Below are 19145 nucleotides of genomic sequence, written 5' to 3'. Positions count from 1 at the left end.
CCTGGGGGGCCGAACACACCGCCAGGAGCGCGAGCGCGAGGCTGCGGCGCGGGGCCGATGAACGACTCATGGGTGCAGCGGAATCTGTAGCGTCTGGGCGCCGCCGGCATCAGTGACCAGGCGCAGGCGCAGGGTCTGCGGGGCACCGTTCAGCTGGCTGCGGGGGATGCGCCAGGTGGCGCTGCTGAAGGGCGCCAGGCTGCTCTGGTAGTCCAGCGGCGCGCTGGCGGTGCCGGCCAGTACGCTGGCCTCGGCAAACGTGGCGTAGTAACCGGTTGGGTTGCGGGCTTCTATCAGCCAGTCCTGGCCCTGGCTGCCAAGGCTGAACTTCAGGGCCTGGGGCAGGTGCTCCTGGGCGCCGGCAATGCTGGCCGGGCGGTAAAAGATTTTCAGTCGATGGCGCGGCATCACCACGAACTGGTTACGCCCTTCGCTGTCCGTCTGGTTCGGTGGTATCACCAGCACATTAAGGAAAAACAGCGACTCACGATCCGCCGCCAAGCCCTCCCCGGTGAAGCGCAGGCGCAGGGTCTGGCCGCTGTTGCCTTCGATCCGGAACATCGGCGGGGTGACGTTGAAGGGCGCGTCGGCGTTCTGCGCGGTGCTGTCTTCGTTACCGCTGTCGACCCAGGCCTGGACCAGGTTCGGGTAGGGGTCGCGGTTGCTCAATTGCAGGGATTTTTCCCGGGCATCGCCGGGGTAGATGATACGGCTGCCGGTGATCACCACACTGGCTTGTGCAGGGTGTGCACAGATCGCCAGGTACAGCAGGGTGCTGGTGAAGTACAGCAGGGTGCGGATGGTTTTCGGCATGCAATAGACCTCCTGCCGCAGCGGGTAAACGCTGTGGTTGGGTAGATTTGAATGGGTGGCCGGGCACACGCGGTGTTGCGCTTAGGGGGGCGTGGTGGTCAGTGGGCAAGCTTAGGGAGCGCGCCGGGGCGGTTGAATAGTACGGGTACTAAGCGGATGGACGGCACGTGGTGCGCGGGGGGTATTCGTTATTGTCCTATTCAGCGGTGCGGGCCGCGGTAGGCAGAATCCGCGGACGTCGATCCAGGTCGATATTCTTTGAACCTACCGCTAGGAAACCCATTCCATGATGAAACAAACCCTGATCACTCTGGCCCTGCTGGGCGCTGTCCAGCAGGTCCAGGCCTCGCAAATCAAATTCCTGGGCGAGATCGTCGATGAAACCTGCACCCTGGATGTCAACGGCACCAGCAACCCGACCATCCTGCTGCCGTCGATCTCCAAGAAAGAGCTGGCCTCGATTGGCCAGACGGCGGGTGAGGCACGCTTGACCCTGACCCTGAGCGGCTGCACTGGTGGCACCGCGAGCCGCACTATCACGGCCGCGTTCCTGCCCAATGGCGATGTCAACAATCAGGGCCGCCTGGCCAACGAAGCACCGGGTGGCAGCGCCAAGGTCAGCCTGCAACTGCTGGACGACACCACCCCGATCAACCTCGCATCCGGCGAGTTGAGCCGGGTCACCCTGGTGGAAGAAGGTGAATCCACCGCGGGCGTGAGCAAGGTGCTCAACGTGCGCTACTACGCCGAAGAGTCGGGCGTCGAAGCCACCGCGGTGGAAGGTTCGGTGCAATACAGCATCAGCTACCTCTAAGGTCACTCCTGGCCTGCGGTGCGACGCTTGATGTCGTCCAGCAGGCCGTTCAACACCCGCACCAAATGCGCCTGGGCCTGAGCCATATCGGCGCCCGCGCCGGCGGCATTGCGTACACCTTCACAGGCTTGCAGCAACCCTGGTGCATCAATGGTGCAGGCCAGCCCTTCGAGGCGATGCATGAACTGTTCGATCGCGTGGTCGTCGCTGTTGGCCAAGGGGTGTTGCAGGCGCTCGCATTCTTCGATCAGGTTGCGCCGCAACTCCTCCAACAACCGGTTGATCAGGCTCGAATCGGCGCCGGCCAGGCTTTCCAGGTGGCTCAGGTCGAAGCCCGGGGCTGCGCTGTGCAGGCGTGGCAAGTGGGGGTGCGTGGCTTGCCCGGCGAGTGCTTCACGCAGACGGGCGAGGGTCACGGGCTTGATCATCAGGTCGTTCATGCCGGCATCGTGACAACGCTGGGTTTCCCCGGTCAGGGCACTGGCGGTGTAGCCGATGATGGGGTGCGCCGGCAGGTCCAGGGCTTGCTCGCGTTGACGAATGGCCCGGGCCAGGGCGTAACCGTCCATGCCGGGCATGTTGCAATCGCTGATCAGCAGGTCGAAGGGCTCGCGCTCCCAGGCCTCCAGGGCCGCTGCGCCGCTGCAGACGAAGGTCGCGCGGTGGCCGAGGCTGACCAACTGTTGCTGCAGCACCAGGCCGTTGGTCGAGACATCGTCCACGATCAGCACCTTGAGCGCCTGGCTGAAAGGCTGCGGCAGATGGCGCTGTGGATCGGTGCCCAGGGCCGGCGCCGGCTGCCAGGTCAGGGGCAGTTCGACACTGACCTGGCAGCCCTGGTTGGGCTGGCTGTCGAGCCAGATCCGCCCACCCATCAACTTCACCAGTTGGCTGCAAATGTTCAGCCCCAACCCGGAGCCGCCATACAGGTGCGCGACCTCGGCGTGGGCCTGCATGTAGGGTTCGAAAATCCGTGGCTGGATGGCCTTGGAGATACCGATGCCGGTGTCGCTGACCTGCAGGGTCAACAGGCTCTTGTCGCCCCCCAGGTCCAGCTCTTCGACGCTGAGCCGGACCTGGCCGCGGGCGGTGAACTTCAACGCGTTGCCCAACAGGTTTTGCAGCACCTGGCGCAGGCGCATGGGGTCCAGCCAGTAGTGGCGCAGGGGCGTCAGGCCGGAGCAGTCGAGGCTCAGGGCCAGGCCGCTCTGCCGGGCCTGGGCGGCAAACAGATCGAGGCAGTCTTGCAGCAGCGGCGCCAGGGCCACGGGCTGCGGGGCCAGTTGCATCTGCCCACTCTCGATCTTGTCGAGGTCGAGGATATTGCCGATCAGGTCGATCATCGAGTTGGCCGACTGCTGGGCGATCCGCAGGTTTTCCGACGGTGCCCGTTCGCTTCGGCTTTCCAGTTCCAGCAGGCCGACCAGGGCGTTGAGCGGGGTGCGCAGTTCGTGGCTCATGGTGGCCAGGAACTCGCCCTTGGCGGCGCTGGCATCGACCGCGGTCTGCTGCGCCTCGCGCAGTTTGAGTTCCAGGCCCTTGCGTTCACTGATATCGATCCAGCCGCCGAGCAGGCCCTGCAACTTGCCGCGCGCGCTGTAGAACGGCACCAGCCAATGGTAGATATGCCGCCGCTCGCCGTTAACCTCGATGCAACCGTCGAAAAACTGCGGCTGGCGGTTGTCCAGCAGCAGCCGGTATTGCTCTTCCAGGTTCAGCGCCAGGCTGTGGGGCGCCATGCCCTGCTGCTGCGGGGTGGTGCCTTGCAGCTGTTCCAGGGCACTGCCGAAAAAGCTTTCGTAGGCGCGGTTGCAGGTGCTCAGGCGCAACTCCAGGTCCCGCACGTACAGTGGCGTCGGCAAGCCGTTGAGCAGGGAAAACTGAAAGGCCAACTGGTCGCTCAACTGATGCTGGGCGGCACGCCGTTGGCGCACCTGGACCTTGAGTCGCCAGTTCCACAGCAGCGACAGCAGGACCACCACCAGCGCCAGGACCACGGCGTGCCAGAAGCCATCCGGCAGTTGTTCCCAGGGCGCGTGATCGGCCTGGGGGCTGCTCAGCAGCTTGACCCGGCCATTGAGCTCGCCGGCCACCGACCCGAGCAACTTGTCGAGAATGCCGCGCAGCTCGGGGGCGTCGGGGCTGATGGCAAATACCTGGGGCAGGGACATGGCCTGGACGGTCTGCCCGGCTCGCAGGTCGCGTCCGCTCAGCCACGGCTGGCGTCCACGGGTGCAGAGCGCGGTGTACAGGGTGGCGTCGACCTTGCCGTTTTCCACCAGGGCCAGGGCCTGCTCGGTGGTTTGGGTGCGCACCACCTGGACGCGCGGGTAGCGGGTCTGCAACCAGCTGTCCAGGGGGTGATTGAACGGCAAGGCCAGGCGGCGGCCGACCATGGCTTCCAGGGAGCTTGGCGAACTGGCGTCGCGGCGAATCACGAAGGTCCAGGCCTGGGCGCCGAAGGGTTCGCTGAAGGCCAGGGTCTGCCGGCGTTCGGCGGTGGCCGGCAGGCTGGTGGCCAGTTGCGCGCGGCCGCTTTGCAGCAGTTGCTGGTCGGCCGCCGGCGACTGGCTGGCGAGCACTTCCAGTTGCAGGGGGTAGACGTCGCCCAGGCCCCGCAGGATCTCCATGCCCAGGCCGATCCACTGGCCCTCGTTGTCGCGGTAGAAGTAGGGCGGCTGCTCGCTGGCAATCAGGGTCAGGGTCGGGTGCTGGTGCAGCCAGTCACGCTCTTTGGGGGTCAAGGCAAAGGCGTCCGCCGGGGCGAACAGCCGGGTGGACTGGGTGCGCTGCTCGATGATCTCGCGATTGCGCGCCTCGGAGATGCTTTCCAGGGTCACGTTGATCAGGGTAATCAGGTCGTGCTGGTTTTCCCGGGCGGCGAAGGAGAAACCCTCGCTGCTCAGGTGCGCGGCGAACTTGTTCTGCAACTTCATCTCGGGCAGGGCAAGCATGTGGAAGTTGGCCCGAACCTTGTCGCCGATAAAAGCATCGACTTCGCCCTCCGCCAGGCGCCGCAGGCCTTCGGCGGTGTTCACAACCGTGCTCAGCTTGGCGTGGGGGTAGGCCTGGAGCACGGTGGACAAGTCCATGTAGTCGGCGAGCAGCAGGACCCGTTTGCCTTCGAGGTCGGGGGGCAGGCTGTTGTCGGCGCTGCGGCCGACGATGATCGGTGCATTGGTCAGGTAGGGGCGGCTGAGTATCAGCCTGGCATGTTGGCGCTCAAAGTCGGTGACCCGGGTCAGCAGGTCGATTTCCCCGGATTTGAGGCCGTCTATGGCCGCCGCCACGCTGGGGTAGGACACCTCCTCGATCGACAGGTCGAGAAAGTCCCCGACCAGTTGCAGGTAGTCCTCGGTGATGGCGCGCAGGGCCAGGTTGGCGCTGCCCTCGCGCACGTGTTCGGGTGGCATGATGCGCGCCACGCGCAGGGTCTTGCTCGGCAGTGACTGACGCATGGCGTTGAGCTGGGCCAGGCTCGCCGAGGTCGGCTCGGGGGTGTTGGCCACGGCGTTGAGGCCTGTCAGGGCGCACAGGCCAAGCAGGCACAGGGCGATCAGGGGCCGCAGCAAACGATGCATGGCAGTCACCTTCACGTCAGGCCTTTTTCCTGGATGTAGAGGTAGAGCGCGGCGTTGGTGTCCAGGCCCAGCTTGCGCATGGCGCTGATCTTCTGGGTGCTGATGGTTTGCTTGCTGCGGTTCAGGAGCAGGGCGATTTCGCCGATGGTCAGGCCGCTGCCATACAGGCGCAGGACCTCGACTTCCCGTGGCGAGAGTTCTTCCATTTGCAGCAGCGGTTTGCCGTGCTCGGCCTCGCCCAGGTCCAGCAGTTGCCTGAATACGGGCGAAAGAAAGGGCGCGGCGGCACTGGCGCCAATCGCCTTGGGCAAGTCATTGAGCAGCCCGCGCTTGCTCACCAGGCCCTGGATCCCGAGCTTGAGCACCGAGCCGATCAGTGCCGGGTTGTTGAGCATGGTGACCACCACGATCGCCAGCTGCGGGTAGCGCCGGCGCAGTTGCTGGATCAGGCGCAGGCCATCGACCTGCTCGCTGCCGGGCATCATCAGGTCGGTGATCAGCAGGTCGCAGGGTTGCCGGCCGAGAAGTTCGAAAAGCCCGCCGACGTCCTGTGCTTCGCCCACGATCGACAGCTTGGGGTTATCGCTCAACAGGGCGCGCATGCCGATCAGTGTGATGGGGTGGTCATCGACGATCACGGTTTGGATGGGCATCGGGTCGGGTCTCTTTTGATTCAGGGGAGGGGGGCTTGCTGGCCTGGCAATAGGGCTCCATTGACCGCTTGTCAGGGGGTGTCTTGTCTGGGGGGGTAGCGAGGGGCCGCGATTCTATAGAGGAAAGCCTGTCATCTGCCTGAATATGCGGGGCTTTTTTTGTAAAGAAATGTACTGCGTCCGCCGCTGGCTCGGCCGGTCGAAGTGCCGCGCGGCTGAGGTTTTAGTACTTGGCTGATAGGACTCGGTTCGCTGTTTTTGCACCATGGCGCCCTTAATTCGATGCGTCCGGTCACTGACTCGACCGGGCGTGCCCCGAGCCCGTCGCGGGGTCTTTTGCCGCGCCCTGCGTCTTCAGGAAAGCCAGTCATGAACCACCTCCCGGCCCGCCGTCGTTACGCTGCACTGCTGTGCGCCACCCTGTGCTCCCCGGCCTTGGCCGAAGAGGCGCTGGTCCTGCCGGATCAGGTCGTCAGCGCCCATGAAGGGCCGCTCGCTCCGGGGCTGGAACTGGACACCCTGAGCAGCACCGGTTCGCGGCTGGGCCTTGACCTGCGTTCGACCCCGGCTTCGGTCAGCGTGGTCACCCGCGAGCAGATCGAGCGCCGCGGTGCCCGCACCACCGGTGAGATGCTCGACAGCGTGCCCGGGCTCAATGCCTCGGCACCGCCGGGCATGGGCAATGCCGTAAGCTGGCGCGGTTTTGGCGGCGGCCAGGTGAGCCAGTTGTTCAACGGCATCGGCCTGCATTACGACAGCATCACCGCGCGCCCGGTGGACGGCTGGATCTACGACCGGGTCGAAGCCATTGGCGGCGCCTCGGGGTTTTTGAACGGTGCCGGGGCGGTCGGCGGCTCGCTCAATTACATTTCCAAACAGCCGGTGCGCGGCCACGACTTCAACCAGGCTCGGCTGCGCCAGGGCTCGGACCGCAACGGTGAAACGGCCCTGGGCTTCAACCACGGCCTGGGAGAAAACCACGTCGCGCGCCTGGACTTCAGCCACAGCCAGGGCCGTGGCCATGCCGATCGCGAGCGGCGCGAGGCCTTCACCAGCGCCTTCTCCCTGCTCAGCGATATCAACGCGCAGTTCAGCCACACCCTGGCGCTGGAGTATCAGGAAGAACGGGTCGACAACCCCTACTGGGGCACGCCGGTGCTCAATGGCGGCGGGCGCACGATGAAGATCGATCGCCGCGACCGGCTGCGCAATTTCAATGTCGACGACAGCCTCTACCAGCAGCGCGTGCACTGGCTGCGCTCACTCAGCGAATACCGGTTCGACGAGGCCACCGAGCTGCGCAACACCCTCTACCGCTACCAGGCCACGCGGCAGTTTCAGAACCTGGAGAACTACCGCTACAACGCCGACAACAGCGCGGTGATCCGCTCCGGCGCGCTGCTGCAACGCCATGAGCAACAGGTCACCGGCAACCGTCTGGAGCTGCACCGCGAGCAGCCGCTGCTGGGCCTCGACAGCCGCTGGCTGGTGGGCCTGGACTACAGCCATAACGTGCAGATGCGCCTGCCGCGCTCGCTGCCCGGGGTGGTGGATCAGGTGGATCCGGGGGATTTCGACCCGGGCAGTTTCTGGGACATCCCCGGCATGCAGCGCGGCTTCCACAAGGACCGGCGCAATCAGGTGGACACCCAGGGGCTGTTTTTCGAGCACCACCTGCAACTGACCGAACGCCTGTCGCTGCTCACCGGCCTGCGCCATGAGCGCATCGAGTTGCAGGTCGACAACTACCGTGCGGTCAGCGCCAGCAACCCGGCTTATTTCAGCCGTGATTACGCCTCCACCACCGGCCGCGCCGGGCTGGTGTACGAGCTGACGCCGCACGCCAACGTCTATGTGCAATACAGCACCGCCGCCGACCCGCCGGCCGGCATGCTCGCCACCGCGACCCTGGGCCAGGTCGAGGATTTTGACCTGACCCGTGGCCGCCAGTTGGAAGTCGGCGCCAAGTTCGACTTCCTCCAGGGGCGAGGCGCCGGCACCCTGGCCCTGTACCAGATCGAGCGCAAGAACCTGGCCATGGCCGACCCGCTCAACCCCGGGCAAAGCCTGGCGGTCGGCCAGCAATCGAGCCGTGGCCTGGAACTGGCCGGCTCGCTGCGCCTGACCCCGCACTGGTTGGTGGAGGGCAACCTGGCCTACACCGAGGCCTGGTACGACGATTTCAGCGAGCGGGTTAATGGCGTGAGTGTCTCGCGCAATGGCAATACCCCGGGTAATACGCCGCGTCAGGTGGCCAACCTGTGGCTGACCTGGGACCTGGACCCGGCCTGGCAACTGGGGCTCGACGGTCGTCATGTGGCCCAGGTGTATGCCGATGCGGCCAACGACCGACGGGTTCCGGGGTATCAGGTGTTCGGCGCATTCGCTGGTTACCGCTTGAGCGCCGATACCCGCCTGACGGCACGGCTGCGCAACCTCACGGACGCGCTGTATGCCGAGCGCGCCACCGGCACCCAGCTCTACCTGGGGGCGCCGCGCAGCCTGGAGCTGGCGTTGGATACGCGGTTCTGACGCCCTGATGAAACGTTACTTGTACCTGTGGCACCGCTGGTTGGGGATTGGCCTGTGCCTGTTGTTGGCGCTGTGGTTTTTCTCCGGGGTGGTGATGCTGTATGTCGGCTACCCCAAGCTCACCCCGGCCGAACACCTGGCGCGGTTGCCGCCGTTGTCGGCTCAGGGCTGCTGCGTCGACCTGGGCGCGGCGTTGCAGGCGGCGCAGCGCGAGCAGGCACCGAGCAGTATTCGCCTCAGCAGCCTGGCCGGTCGCCCGCATTACCTGCTGGGCTACCGCGATGCCGGCAGCGTCGCGGTGGATGCCCGAACCGGGCAGCGGGTCGTGCCGAACCTGGAGCTGCTGGTTGCCAGTGCCGAACAATTCGACCCGGCGCCAGCGCAGTACCTGGGCTCGGTCTGGGAAGACGCCTGGAGCCATTCCCGCGCCCTGGACCACGAGCGTCCGCTGCACCGCATCCAGTTGCAGGACCGCGATGCCCGGTTGCTGTACCTCTCCGGGCAGACCGGCGCGGTGGTACGCGTGGCCACCGGGGACGAACGCCTGTGGAATTGGGTCGGGGCCTGGCTGCACTGGCTTTATCCATTGCGCGGCGGGGTGCTGGATGGGGCCTGGGGCTGGCTGGTGACGTCCCTGGCGTTCGCCGCCAGCCTGATGTGCCTGGCGGGGATCTTGGTCGGGCTGTTGCGCTGGCGCTTTGCCAAGCCTTACCGCAGCGGTGCGCGCACCCCCTATAAAGGCATCGCCCGCTGGCACCATCTGCTTGGCCTGGTGTTCGGCAGCCTGGCGTTGACCTGGGTCGTCAGCGGCTGGTTGTCGATGAACCCGTGGCGGTTGTTCGAGCATCCGCAAGCCTTGTCCAGCGCCGCTTACCAGGGCGGGCCCTTGCTGCCCGAGGCATTTGCCCTGGGGACCGGCGAGGCCCTGGCGCGCTTCAACAGCGACGGCTTTGTACCCCGGGAGATCGAATGGCGGCGGATCGGCGGCCAGGGTTATCTGCTGGCCCGGGATGGCGCTGGCGCGGTGCGCCTGCTGGACGGCGACGGCCGCCTGCATCGCCGCCTGGAGCCCCAGGCCCTGGCCCGTGCCGCCTCGGCGATGTGGCCGGCCGGCACGCTGCAAGTCGACACCCTGGAGACCTACGACGCCTATTACTACGGCCGCGCCGAGCACAGCATGCTCGGCCACCTGGACAAACCCTTGCCGGCCCTGCGCTTGCGTTTCGACGACCCGGCCAGCACCTGGCTACACCTGGACCCGCGCAGCGGCGCGCTGATCGAGCAACTGGACGAGCGTCGCCGGGTCTATCGCTGGCTGTTCAACCTGCTGCACAGCTGGGACTGGCTGCCGCTGCTGGAGCGTCGACCGCTGTGGGACGGTTTGCTGATCAGCGCCAGTCTCGGCGGCTTGCTGCTTAGCCTGAGCGGCACCTGGCTCGGTTGGCGTCGGCTGCGGCCGCGCAAACCTTCGGCCAGGCGCCGGGCGGCGTCGCGACAGTAAGGGGCGTTTGCTCCCCCAGGTCGGGCTGGCGCGCCGGGGCGAAGTGGCCCCAGAACAGGACTGCTACGCAGTCCGGCGGGAGCAAGCTCCCTCGCCACGGGGGGCTAGAACGTCTGCCCCAGGTTCAGGTACAGCGCCTTCTGCTCGTCGTCGTTGACGCCGTAGCTGAAGTTCAAGGGCCCCAGGGGGGTGTCGAAGCCGAGGAAAATACTCGCCGCATTGATGTAGCCGCTGTCGAATTGATTGTCATTGTTCCAGGCCCGGCCTCGTTCCAGAGAGCCCCCGATGTACAGCGGGAAGTCCAGCGGCAGGTAGGCCCGAGGCGTCAGTCGGCGGTAGTAGACGGCCCGTGCCAGGCTGATGTTCTGTCCGGAAAGGGCGTCCTGGCGAAAGCCCGAGAGCTGGCGCGCGCCGCCCAGCACAAAGCTCGACGACACCACGTCGGCCCGGTCCAGGGTCCGGCCATAGCGGCCGCCAAGAATGAAGGTGTTGGGGCCGCTGCTGAGCGCCTTGTCCAGTTTGAATTCCCACTGCCGGTAGCGTTTGTCCGAGCCCAGGTTGGGTTCGAACTGGCGCAGCGAGAGGCCGATGTCTTCGCCGCTGTGGGGGAAGTAGACGTTGTCCAGGGAGTCGAAGGAGTACTTGAGCTGGTAGTAGCCCTCGCTGAAGTTTTCGCTGGGCAGGTCCTGCTCGCCGATGCGCACCTTGGCCTTGCCCCAGGCCTCGCCGACACCGAAGCGGATCTCGCCGCTGTTGCCGATCTGCCGCCCCAGGTTGAGGCCGAAGCCGTAGCGTTCCAGGCGGTATTCGGCGATCGGGTCGTTGTCCTGCACCGACTCGATGTTCTGCGATTCGGCGGCGATGTACGGGGCGATGAAGTAGCGCGAACCCACGTCCAGTGGTTGGTAGAACTCGCTGTACAGCTCTTGTTGATCGCCGAACTGCATGCGCGTCAGCCATTCCGCCCCGAGGCTGTTGATGCCGTTGACCCGGTAGCTGGCGCCGATATTGAAGGCACTGTCGCCGCGCAGGTCATCGGACAGGTTCAGCCCCAGGCGCAGGTAATCGGTGCCGTTGCGCTTGCCGCGGGCGGTGATCACCAGGGTGTTGTCCGCGCCCTTGTGCACCACCCGGTAGTGCACCTGCTCGAAGTAGTCCAGGCCATACAGGGTGCCCATGTCGGTTTGCAGGCGGCCCAGGTCCAGGGGCTCGCCGATGTGCTGGCGAATGTAATAGCGGATCACGTCATCGCTGACTTTCGAGTCGTTCTCGACCTTGATCGCGCTGATGATCGGTGTGCGCTGGCTCGGCGCCCGGGCTGCGCTCAGCTCGGCATCCACGGCCTGGGTCGGGCGCAGGCGGGCCAGGCGCGCATCGAGGATGCGGGTGGCGCGGTAGCCGGCATCGATCATGTCCTGGGCGCGGCCGAAATCGGTCACGCCGTAGCTCGACAGGGGCGGCTGGATCAGGATGTCGTCCGGGTGCAGGGTGGCCAGTTGTTCTTCGGAGTTGCGCCGGGTCATCAGGGTGATCGACTGGGTCAGCACATCGACCACGGTGGTCAACTGCTTGCGCGAGCGCAGCGGCGAGCCGATGTCGACCACGATGGCGATGTCGACGCCCATGTCCCGGGCCACGTCCAGCGGGATGTTGTCGGTCATGCCGCCGTCCACCAGCAGGCGGCCGTCGATCTCCACCGGGGCGAACACGGCCGGGATCGACATGCTGGCGCGAATCACCTGGGGCAGGTGGCCTTTGCTGAACACCACTTTCTCGCCCCTGGCGATATCGGTGGCCACCGCGCGAAACGGAATCGGCAGTTTGTCGAAGTTGCGGGTGTCGCTGACGTGGGCGAACTTGCTCTCCAGCAGCAAGGCCAGGTTCTGGCCCTGAATCACCCCCAGGGGCAGGCCCAGGCTGCCGTCGTCGCGGAAACTGAGCTTCTGCTTGACCAGAAAGTCGCGGTCATCCTGCTTTCGGCGAAAGGGCACGTCCTCGCGCGGCGGGGCATCGGACAGGGCTTGCTGCCAGTCGATGCCCAGGGCGAGTTTTTCCAGCTCGTCGATCTTGTAGCCCGAGGCGTACAGCCCGCCGATCACCGCCCCCATGCTGGTGCCGGCAATCGCGTCGATGCGGATGCCTTGCTCCTCCAGTGCCTTGAGCACGCCGATATGGGCCAGGCCCCGGGCGGCGCCCCCCGACAGCACCAGGCCGACGGTGGGACGGGGGATTTCTGCGGCCTGGGCCATCAATGGCAACAGGCACAGCAACAGGCAGGACAACAGGCGGCGCATCACGGCTCTCGGGACAGCGGAAAAAGGCGGCTATTATAGCGGCCGAAATCCAGGAGTCTGCCGAACCATGACTGAACGTAAACCCGAAGTGGTCATCACCTATTGCACCCAATGCCAGTGGCTGTTGCGCGCCGCCTGGCTGGCCCAGGAACTGCTGAGCACGTTCAGCGACGACCTGGGGCGCGTGGCCCTGGAACCGGCCACCGGCGGCGCCTTTCGCATCACCTGCGACGGCGTGCAGATCTGGGAGCGCAAGGCCGATGGCGGCTTCCCCGAGGCCAAGGTGCTCAAGCAGCGGCTGCGCGACCAGATCGACCCGCAGCGCGACCTGGGCCATAACGACCGCACTCAGCACCCGCCTACGCTCTAGCCTCTGTCCCCAAAGGCGCTGCGCGGCGAGCATGGGCCGTCAGTGAGAGGGGACGTGCTCGTTGCCGGCCTTGCGGGTTGAAGCCGCGCCCAGTTGGCTGGAGACCACGATGGCGACAATGATCAAGGCCCCGCCGAGCAACATGCGCAGGGTCGGGGTTTCGCCGAACAGCAACCAGGCCACGCTGATCCCGTAGACCGGCTCCAGGGCGAACACCACCGCCGCCGTGCGAGCCTTGATCACCGCCAGGCTGGCGACGAACAGGCTGTGGGCCAGACCGGTGCAGAACACCCCGAGCAGGGCCAGCCACAGCCAGTCCAGCGCCCGCACCTCGCCCAGCCCCGGCGCCGCCACCGGCAGCAGGCAGGCGGCGACCACCAGGTTCTGGCACAGGGCGGCCTGGACCGCCGGAATGCGCCCGGAACTGACCCGGTTGTTCAGCGACAGCAGGGCGAACAACAGCCCCGAGGCCACGGCCCACAGCAGGCCGGTGGTGGCTTCGCTGGCCAGGTCGAAGTCCGGCGTGACCAGCACCAGGCCGATGCTCACCAGCAACACCAGCACCATCTCGTTGAGGCGGATGCGCTCGCGAAAGATCAGGCCTTCGAGGATCACGGTGAACGCCGGAAAGCTGGCGAAACCCAGGGTCGCGATGGCCACCCCGGCCACCTTTACCGCGATGAAGAAGCTCACCCAGTGCCCGGCCAGCAGCAGGCCGCTGAGCAGCAGGCGCGAGCAGTCGCCGCGGGTCAATGGCTGCCAGCGGGTGTTGCTGGCCAGGCGTGCAAAACAGGCCAGGGCGAGGACGGCGAAGGCGGCGCGGCCAAACACGATAATCGCCGGCGAGGCGGCGGCCAGTTTGCCGAACACCCCTGTCAGGCCGAACATCAGGGCGCCGATATGCAGGGCACCGAGGGCGGTACGCGGAGTCATCTCAATCCTTAAACAATAGAGCCGGGCCCTCAGGCGGGCACTGCGGCAGGGCAGCAGTTTACGGGCCTGGCCGATGCGCTGTCTGTCGCGGGGCTCGCGTCTTTTGTCGAGGAACTAGCGCGGCTCGGCGGCGCGCCGCAGCTTGCCGGGGCTGGTGCCGTATTCGCGCAGGATGGCGGCGGCAAACGCGCTCTGGGAGCTGTAGCCCACCCGCTGGGCGATTTCACCGATGGCCAGGGGCGAGTCGCGCAACAGGTTGACCGCCATGTGCAGGCGGCGGCTGCGGATGTAGTCCATGGGCGTCTGCCCGCATTCGGCAACGAATCGCGCATGCAGGCGTGCGCTGGACAGGCCGGCGAGCCGTGCCAGATCGGCGACTTGCAGCGGGTGGGCGGCGTGCTGGTCGATGTGGGCATTCAAGGCGGCGTAGGGCAGGCGCCGACCGCCCCCGACCGGCAGCGCGCTGTTGAGGCTGGCCAGCAACAGCACCGCGCCTTGCTGGGCAATCAGCGGGTCGGTCACCGGGCTGGCGGCCAGCCAGTCGACCAGCTGGCTCTGGGCCGGGGCCAGCAGCAGGCGCCCGGGGGTGTCGAGCAAGCGCCGGCTGGCCTCGGCGTGTTCCCCCAGCGATTGCATGACCCAATGCTCGCTCGGCACATCGAGCACCAGGCAGTGGCTGCCGTCGGGGCTGCCGCAGGCATGGTGGGCGCCGGCCGGCACCACCACGAAACTCTGCTGGCCGACCTGGCTGCCCTGGCCGTCGACTTCGAAGTCGAGCCGGCCCGACAGGCCGAACACCAGTTGGGCATGGTCATGGCTGTGGACGATCAGGTCGTGGCTGTAGTGGCGCAGGGTGAGGATCGGTCGCATCCCGGTCTCCTTGGCAGAGGCGGCAGTCTACACCGGCCGTCGGCGGGGGCGGGCTGTCATCGGACGGTCGTATTTGTGTCATGGGCTATTAATCGCCACGGAGCAAGCTCGCAAAAACAGCAGGAGAGTGCCCATGACCAGCGCCGAACTCGTCAAACCCAGTCGCAAGCAGCGGGTACGTACTTTATGGATCTCCGATGTGCACCTGGGCACCCGGGATTGCCAGGCCGAGCATCTGTCGCAGTTTCTCAAGGGCTACCAGGCCGACCGCATCTACCTGGTGGGCGACATCATCGACGGCTGGAAAATGCGCGGCGGCATGTATTGGCCCCAGGCCCACACCAATGTGATCCGCCGGCTGCTGACCATGAGCAAGCGCGGGACCGAGGTGATCTACGTCACCGGCAACCACGATGAATTCCTGCGCCGCTACTCCAAGCTGATCCTGGGCAATATCCAACTGGTGGACGAGGCGCTGCACACCACCGCCGATGGCCGGCGCCTGCTGGTGATCCACGGTGACCAGTTCGATGTGATCACCCGCTACCACCGCTGGCTGGCCTTTCTCGGCGACTCGGCCTACGAATTCACCCTGACCCTCAACCGCTGGCTCAACCACTGGCGCGCTCGTTACGGCTATGGCTACTGGTCGCTGTCGGCCTACCTCAAGCACAAGGTGAAGACCGCGGTCAGCTTTATCAGCGACTTTGAACAAGCCATCGCCCATGAATGCGTCAAGCGCGGCTTGCAGGGCGTGGTTTGCGGGCACATTCACCATGCCGAGATCCGCAAGGTCGGCGACGTGGACTACCTCAACTGCGGCGATTGGGTGGAGTCATGCACGGCGCTGATCGAGCATTGGGACGGCACCATCGAGCTGTATCGCCTGGCCGATGCCCAGGCGCGCGAAGCCCAGCTCAAGGCCGAACAGCAAAAGGTGGCGGAGCCGGCATGAGCTCCGCTGGCGCGGTTCAGGCCGCGTGGTGTTCTTGCATGGCGGTTTTGTAGATCGAGTTTTTCGGCTGGGCGAACAGGCGCTCGAGCATGGGTTCGAAGAAGCTCAGGGGCAGGCTGTCGTAGTCCGGGTCGAAGGCCGCAGCATCGTACTTGGCGCAGAACTCGGCGGTGCGCTGGTACTGCGGGTGATCCTTGAATTGTTCCCGCAGGTGCCGGTCCATGCCCAGGTGATGGAAGAAGTAGTAGCCCTGGAAAATCCCGTGCTGCTGCACCATCCACAGGTTTTCCGGGCTGACGAAGGGCTTGAGGATGGCGGCGGCGATATCCGGGTGGTTGTAGCTGCCCAGGGTGTCGCCGATATCGTGGAGCAGGGCGCAGACCACGTACTCCTCATCCTGGCCATCACGCCAGGCGCGGCTGGCGGTCTGCAGGGAGTGGCTCAGGCGATCCACCGGGAAACCACCGAAGTCGCCTTCGAGCAGCCGCAAGTGGGTGACGATGCGCGATGCCAACTGCCGGGCATAGGCGCTGAAGTCGGCGGCGATGATCGCCCAGTCCTGCTCGGTTCCATCCTGCATATGGGTAAAGCGGGCGTGATCGCTCATGGGCCATCTTCTTGTTGTGAATGATGGTTCGAGTCTATGCCCTGTGATCGCCCGCGCAGTGGCTGTGGGAGACGGCTTGCTGACCAGGCGAGCCGCGTGGCCCGCAGGGGAATCTGGACTAGAAGGGCACCTTGCCGAGGATCATGTCGCGGTACATGACGAAATCCCCCAGCAGGCTGTAGAAGGGGTGCTGGAAGGTGGCGGGGCGGTTGTTTTCGAAGAAGAAGTGCCCGGTCCAGGCGAAGCTGTAGCCCGCCACCGGCAGCGCCAGAAGCAGCAGCCAGGCACCTTTGCCAATGGCCAGGGCCAGGATGAAGATCACCAGGCTGGTGCCGATGAAGTGCAGGCGGCGGCAGGTGCTGTTGCCGTGTTCGCTCAGGTAGTACGGATAGAATTCGGCAAAGCTGTTGAATCGCTTGATGTTTTCCACGCCTACGGCCTCGCTGGTAGTTGTTTTGATAATGGGATGTGCCGCGGGGAGCCTATTTGAGTCTAGAGTCATCAATGGATGTAGCCAGTGACAATGGGCGCCACTTTAGTATCCTTGCAAATCTGGCCGTAGCATGCGGCTCACCATGTAAGAAAACGCCATGAGCGAACGAACGACTTCTGCAAGCTGGGCGATGGGAATTGTCAAAGCGCTGGAGATGGACGGCCTCGACTGCCGTGCATTGTTCAAGCAGCTGGGCCTCGACTACGGATCGCTGGACGACCCTGATGCGCGTTTCCCCCAGGACTCGATGACCCGCCTGTGGCAGCGCGCGGTCGAGCTGTCGGGCAACCCGGCGATCGGCTTGAACATGGGCAAGGTGGTGCGCCCGGCGTCGTTTCATGTCGCCGGTTATGCCTTGATGTCCAGCCGTACCCTGGCCGAGGGGTTCGAGCGGTTGGTGCGCTATCAACGCATCATTGCCGAAAGCGCTGATTTGAGTTTTCGACTTTTACCTGAAGGCTATGCGCTGATTCTGACCGTGCATGGCGATCACCTGCCGCCGACCCGGCAAAGTGCCGAAGCCTCCCTGGCCTGCGCCCTGGCCCTGTGCGGCTGGTTGACCGGGCGCACTTTGCAGCCGCGCAAGGTGTTGATCCAGGGCGCTCCGCCTGCGGACCTGGAGCCCTATAAACATGCCTTTCATGCGCCGCTGGTGTTCAACGCACCCTACGATGCACTGATTTTCGAGCGGGCCGACATGGAAGCGCCGCTGCCGACGGCCAATGAGGCCATGGCCCTGTTGCACGATCGCTTTGCCGGCGAATACCTGGCGCGGTTTTCCGAAAGCCGGGTCACCCACAAGGCGCGTCAGGTGTTGTGCCGGTTGCTGCCCCAGGGCGAACCGAAGCGCGAGATGGTGGCCCAGACCCTGCACCTGTCCCAGCGCACCCTGCAACGGCGGCTGCAGGAAGAGGGCACCAGCTTCCAGACCCTGCTCGATGACACCCGCCGTGAATTGGCCGAGCAGTACCTGGCCCAGCCAAGCATGACCTTGCTGGAGATCGCCTATTTGCTGGGGTTTGCCGATCCGAGCAACTTCTTCCGCGCATTCCGCCGCTGGTTCGATGCCACGCCCGGCGAGTATCGGGCGCGGCTGTTGCAGGATTCAGCCCTGGTCAGTGACGCCAGAACGCCGGAATACACAGCACGAACACCGTAATGATTTCCAGGCGCCCGAGCAGCATGCCCAGGGACAGGATCCACTTCGCCGCGTCCGGCAGGGTCGAGAAGTTGCCGGCCGGGCCGATGGTCTCGCCCAGCCCCGGGCCGACGCCGGACACCGTACTGGCGGCACCGGTCAGGGCCGTCATCCAGTCCACCCCGAGCAGGGACAGGGCCAGGGCGATCATGCAGATGGTGATGGCAAAGAAAAACGAAAAGGTCAGGATCGAGCGCACGATCTCCTCGTCGAGGCGATGGCCGTTGTATTTCTGCTTGATCACCGCGCGCGGGTGAATCAGCTGGTTAAGGTTGGCCTTGAGCAGGATATAGGCCACCTGGAAGCGGAAGATCTTGATCCCGCCAGCCGTCGAGCCCGAGCAGCCGCCGACAAACCCCAGGTAAAAGAACAGCATCAGCGAGAAGTTGCCCCACAGGCTGTAGTCGCCCAGGGCAAAACCGGTGGTGGTGACCACCGAGGTCACGTTCAACGCCACGTGGCGCAGGGCATCCAGCCAGTGCAGGTTGGTGGTCCACCAGTACCAGGTGCCGAGCACCAGCCAGGTGACCAGCAGCAGGCCGAGCAGGCCTTGCACTTGCTGGTCCTTGAGCAGCGCCCGGCGGTTGCCACGCAAAGTGGCGACATACAGGGTGAACGGCAGGCTGCCCAGAATCATCACCACCACCGCGACCCAATGCACCGCCGGTTGTTTCCAGTGGGCCAGGGATTCGTCGGACGTGGAGAAACCACCGGTGGAAATGGCCGACATCGCGTGGTTGATGGCGTCGAACGGGGTCATCCCGGCCCACCAGAAGGCCAAACTGCCGAGGATGGTGATACCGACATAAGCCGCCACAATCAGCCGCGCCACCATGTGCGAGCGGGGCATGACTTTCTCCGAACGGTCCGAAGACTCGGTCTGGAACAGGCGCATGCCGCCGATGCGCAGCAGCGGCAGGATCGCCACCGCCATGCCGATAAAGCCGATGCCGCCGAGCCAGTGCAGCAGCGAGCGCCACATCAGGATGCCTGGGGACATGGTGTCCAGGCCGCTGAGCACCGTGGAACCGGTGGCGGTGATGCCGGACATGCTTTCAAAAAACGAATCGGTGTAGCTGATGTGCTGGGTCAGCAGAAACGGCAGGGCGGCGAAGATGCACACCACCAGCCAGCTCGACACGGTCAGCAGGTACATGTCGCGCGGACGCAGGTGCACATGCTCCGGGCGCCCGGGGATCACCAGCGCCAGGCCGGCGATAAAGGTGATCATGCTGGCCCAGAGGAACGACGGCAGATCGCCCGTGCGCTCGAAAATCACCAGGGTTGCCATCGGGATGACCATGGCGATGGCCAGGGTGATCAGGAAGATGCCGATGATGAAACCAATGATCCGTAAGGTCGGCAACGCCATGAAGTCCGCTCGGGCTGATAACTGAAGGGCGCCCATTCTACCTGCGGGGCGGGGCATGTAAACCGGGGCTCCCTCGGCGTTTGCCCGTGGGGCACGGTCGCGGCCTGTCGCCAAACGTCAACTGCCCCTAGAATGGCCGGACATTTTTTGCAGGAGGTG

The 19145-nt window shown here is 65.3% G+C and carries 15 protein-coding genes; 6 read left to right on the top strand and 9 right to left on the bottom strand.

Going from position 1 to position 19145, the window contains the following annotated elements:
* Positions 1-66 precede the first annotated feature (66 nt).
* A complete protein-coding gene (locus CF161_RS24690; protein ID WP_020299353.1) occupies positions 67-813 on the bottom strand; it encodes a molecular chaperone in 747 nt (248 codons plus the stop codon).
* A 286-nt stretch (positions 814-1099) separates the two neighbouring features.
* On the opposite strand from CF161_RS24690, the gene CF161_RS24685 reads away from it, so the two are divergent.
* On the top strand, positions 1100-1627 hold the full coding sequence (locus tag CF161_RS24685; protein ID WP_020299352.1) for a fimbrial protein: 528 nt from the start codon (positions 1100-1102) through the stop codon (positions 1625-1627).
* 2 nt (positions 1628-1629) lie between these two features.
* Here the strand turns inward: CF161_RS24685 and CF161_RS24680 are convergent, their stop codons facing one another.
* On the bottom strand, positions 1630-5208 hold the full coding sequence (locus CF161_RS24680; RefSeq protein WP_156882731.1) for an ATP-binding protein: 3579 nt from the start codon (positions 5206-5208) through the stop codon (positions 1630-1632).
* Between the two features lie 11 nt (positions 5209-5219).
* The gene (locus CF161_RS24675; protein WP_020299350.1) at positions 5220-5861 is read right to left on the bottom strand and encodes a response regulator; all 642 of its coding nucleotides are present in this window, start codon (positions 5859-5861) and stop codon (positions 5220-5222) included.
* Between the two features lie 369 nt (positions 5862-6230).
* Here CF161_RS24675 and CF161_RS24670 point away from each other — a divergent pair, with 369 nt between their 5' ends.
* Positions 6231-8393, top strand: coding sequence for a TonB-dependent siderophore receptor (locus CF161_RS24670; RefSeq protein WP_020299349.1), 2163 nt, complete (start codon positions 6231-6233; stop codon positions 8391-8393).
* Between the two features lie 7 nt (positions 8394-8400).
* Positions 8401-9894, top strand: a complete 1494-nt coding sequence (locus CF161_RS24665) for a PepSY domain-containing protein (RefSeq protein ID WP_020299348.1) — start codon at positions 8401-8403, stop codon at positions 9892-9894.
* 104 nt (positions 9895-9998) lie between these two features.
* On the opposite strand, the gene CF161_RS24660 is transcribed toward CF161_RS24665, so the two are convergent.
* The gene (locus CF161_RS24660) at positions 9999-12188 is read right to left on the bottom strand and encodes a patatin-like phospholipase family protein (RefSeq protein WP_020299347.1); all 2190 of its coding nucleotides are present in this window, start codon (positions 12186-12188) and stop codon (positions 9999-10001) included.
* Between the two features lie 67 nt (positions 12189-12255).
* Between CF161_RS24660 and CF161_RS24655 the strand changes: the two genes are divergently transcribed.
* Entirely contained in the window at positions 12256-12558 is a 303-nt protein-coding gene (locus tag CF161_RS24655) for a SelT/SelW/SelH family protein (protein ID WP_020299346.1), read from the top strand.
* Between the two features lie 39 nt (positions 12559-12597).
* Here the strand turns inward: CF161_RS24655 and CF161_RS24650 are convergent, their stop codons facing one another.
* Both CF161_RS24650 and CF161_RS24645 read right to left on the bottom strand, forming a co-directional pair.
* Positions 12598-13491, bottom strand: a complete 894-nt coding sequence (locus CF161_RS24650) for a DMT family transporter (RefSeq protein ID WP_020299345.1) — start codon at positions 13489-13491, stop codon at positions 12598-12600.
* 114 nt (positions 13492-13605) lie between these two features.
* Positions 13606-14361, bottom strand: a complete 756-nt coding sequence (locus CF161_RS24645; protein WP_020299344.1) for an AraC family transcriptional regulator — start codon at positions 14359-14361, stop codon at positions 13606-13608.
* Positions 14362-14494: 133 nt separating this feature from the next.
* Here CF161_RS24645 and CF161_RS24640 point away from each other — a divergent pair, with 133 nt between their 5' ends.
* Positions 14495-15316, top strand: a complete 822-nt coding sequence (locus CF161_RS24640; RefSeq protein WP_020299343.1) for a UDP-2,3-diacylglucosamine diphosphatase — start codon at positions 14495-14497, stop codon at positions 15314-15316.
* Positions 15317-15332: 16 nt separating this feature from the next.
* On the opposite strand, the gene CF161_RS24635 is transcribed toward CF161_RS24640, so the two are convergent.
* The gene (locus CF161_RS24635) at positions 15333-15923 is read right to left on the bottom strand and encodes an HD domain-containing protein (protein ID WP_020299342.1); all 591 of its coding nucleotides are present in this window, start codon (positions 15921-15923) and stop codon (positions 15333-15335) included.
* A gap of 118 nt (positions 15924-16041) precedes the next feature.
* Complete coding sequence (locus CF161_RS24630) at positions 16042-16353, bottom strand: DUF962 domain-containing protein (protein WP_020299341.1); 312 nt, start codon at positions 16351-16353, stop codon at positions 16042-16044.
* A 160-nt stretch (positions 16354-16513) separates the two neighbouring features.
* Here CF161_RS24630 and CF161_RS24625 point away from each other — a divergent pair, with 160 nt between their 5' ends.
* Positions 16514-17575 carry an AraC family transcriptional regulator gene (locus CF161_RS24625; protein ID WP_084471752.1) on the top strand — a complete coding sequence of 354 codons (1062 nt, stop codon included), beginning with the start codon at positions 16514-16516 and terminating at the stop codon, positions 17573-17575.
* Here CF161_RS24625 and CF161_RS24620 read toward each other — a convergent pair.
* Complete coding sequence (locus CF161_RS24620; protein ID WP_020299339.1) at positions 17532-18986, bottom strand: TrkH family potassium uptake protein; 1455 nt, start codon at positions 18984-18986, stop codon at positions 17532-17534. The two genes, CF161_RS24625 and CF161_RS24620, sit on opposite strands and share 44 nt — an antisense overlap.
* Between the last annotated feature and the right edge of the window lie 159 nt (positions 18987-19145).

This window comes from Pseudomonas sp. CF161 (assembly GCF_000416215.1).
In the GTDB taxonomy this organism is placed as follows: Bacteria; Pseudomonadota; Gammaproteobacteria; order Pseudomonadales; family Pseudomonadaceae; genus Aquipseudomonas.
The sequence above is the reverse complement of the archived record's forward strand: the minus strand, read 5'-3'. Positions and strand labels throughout refer to the sequence as shown.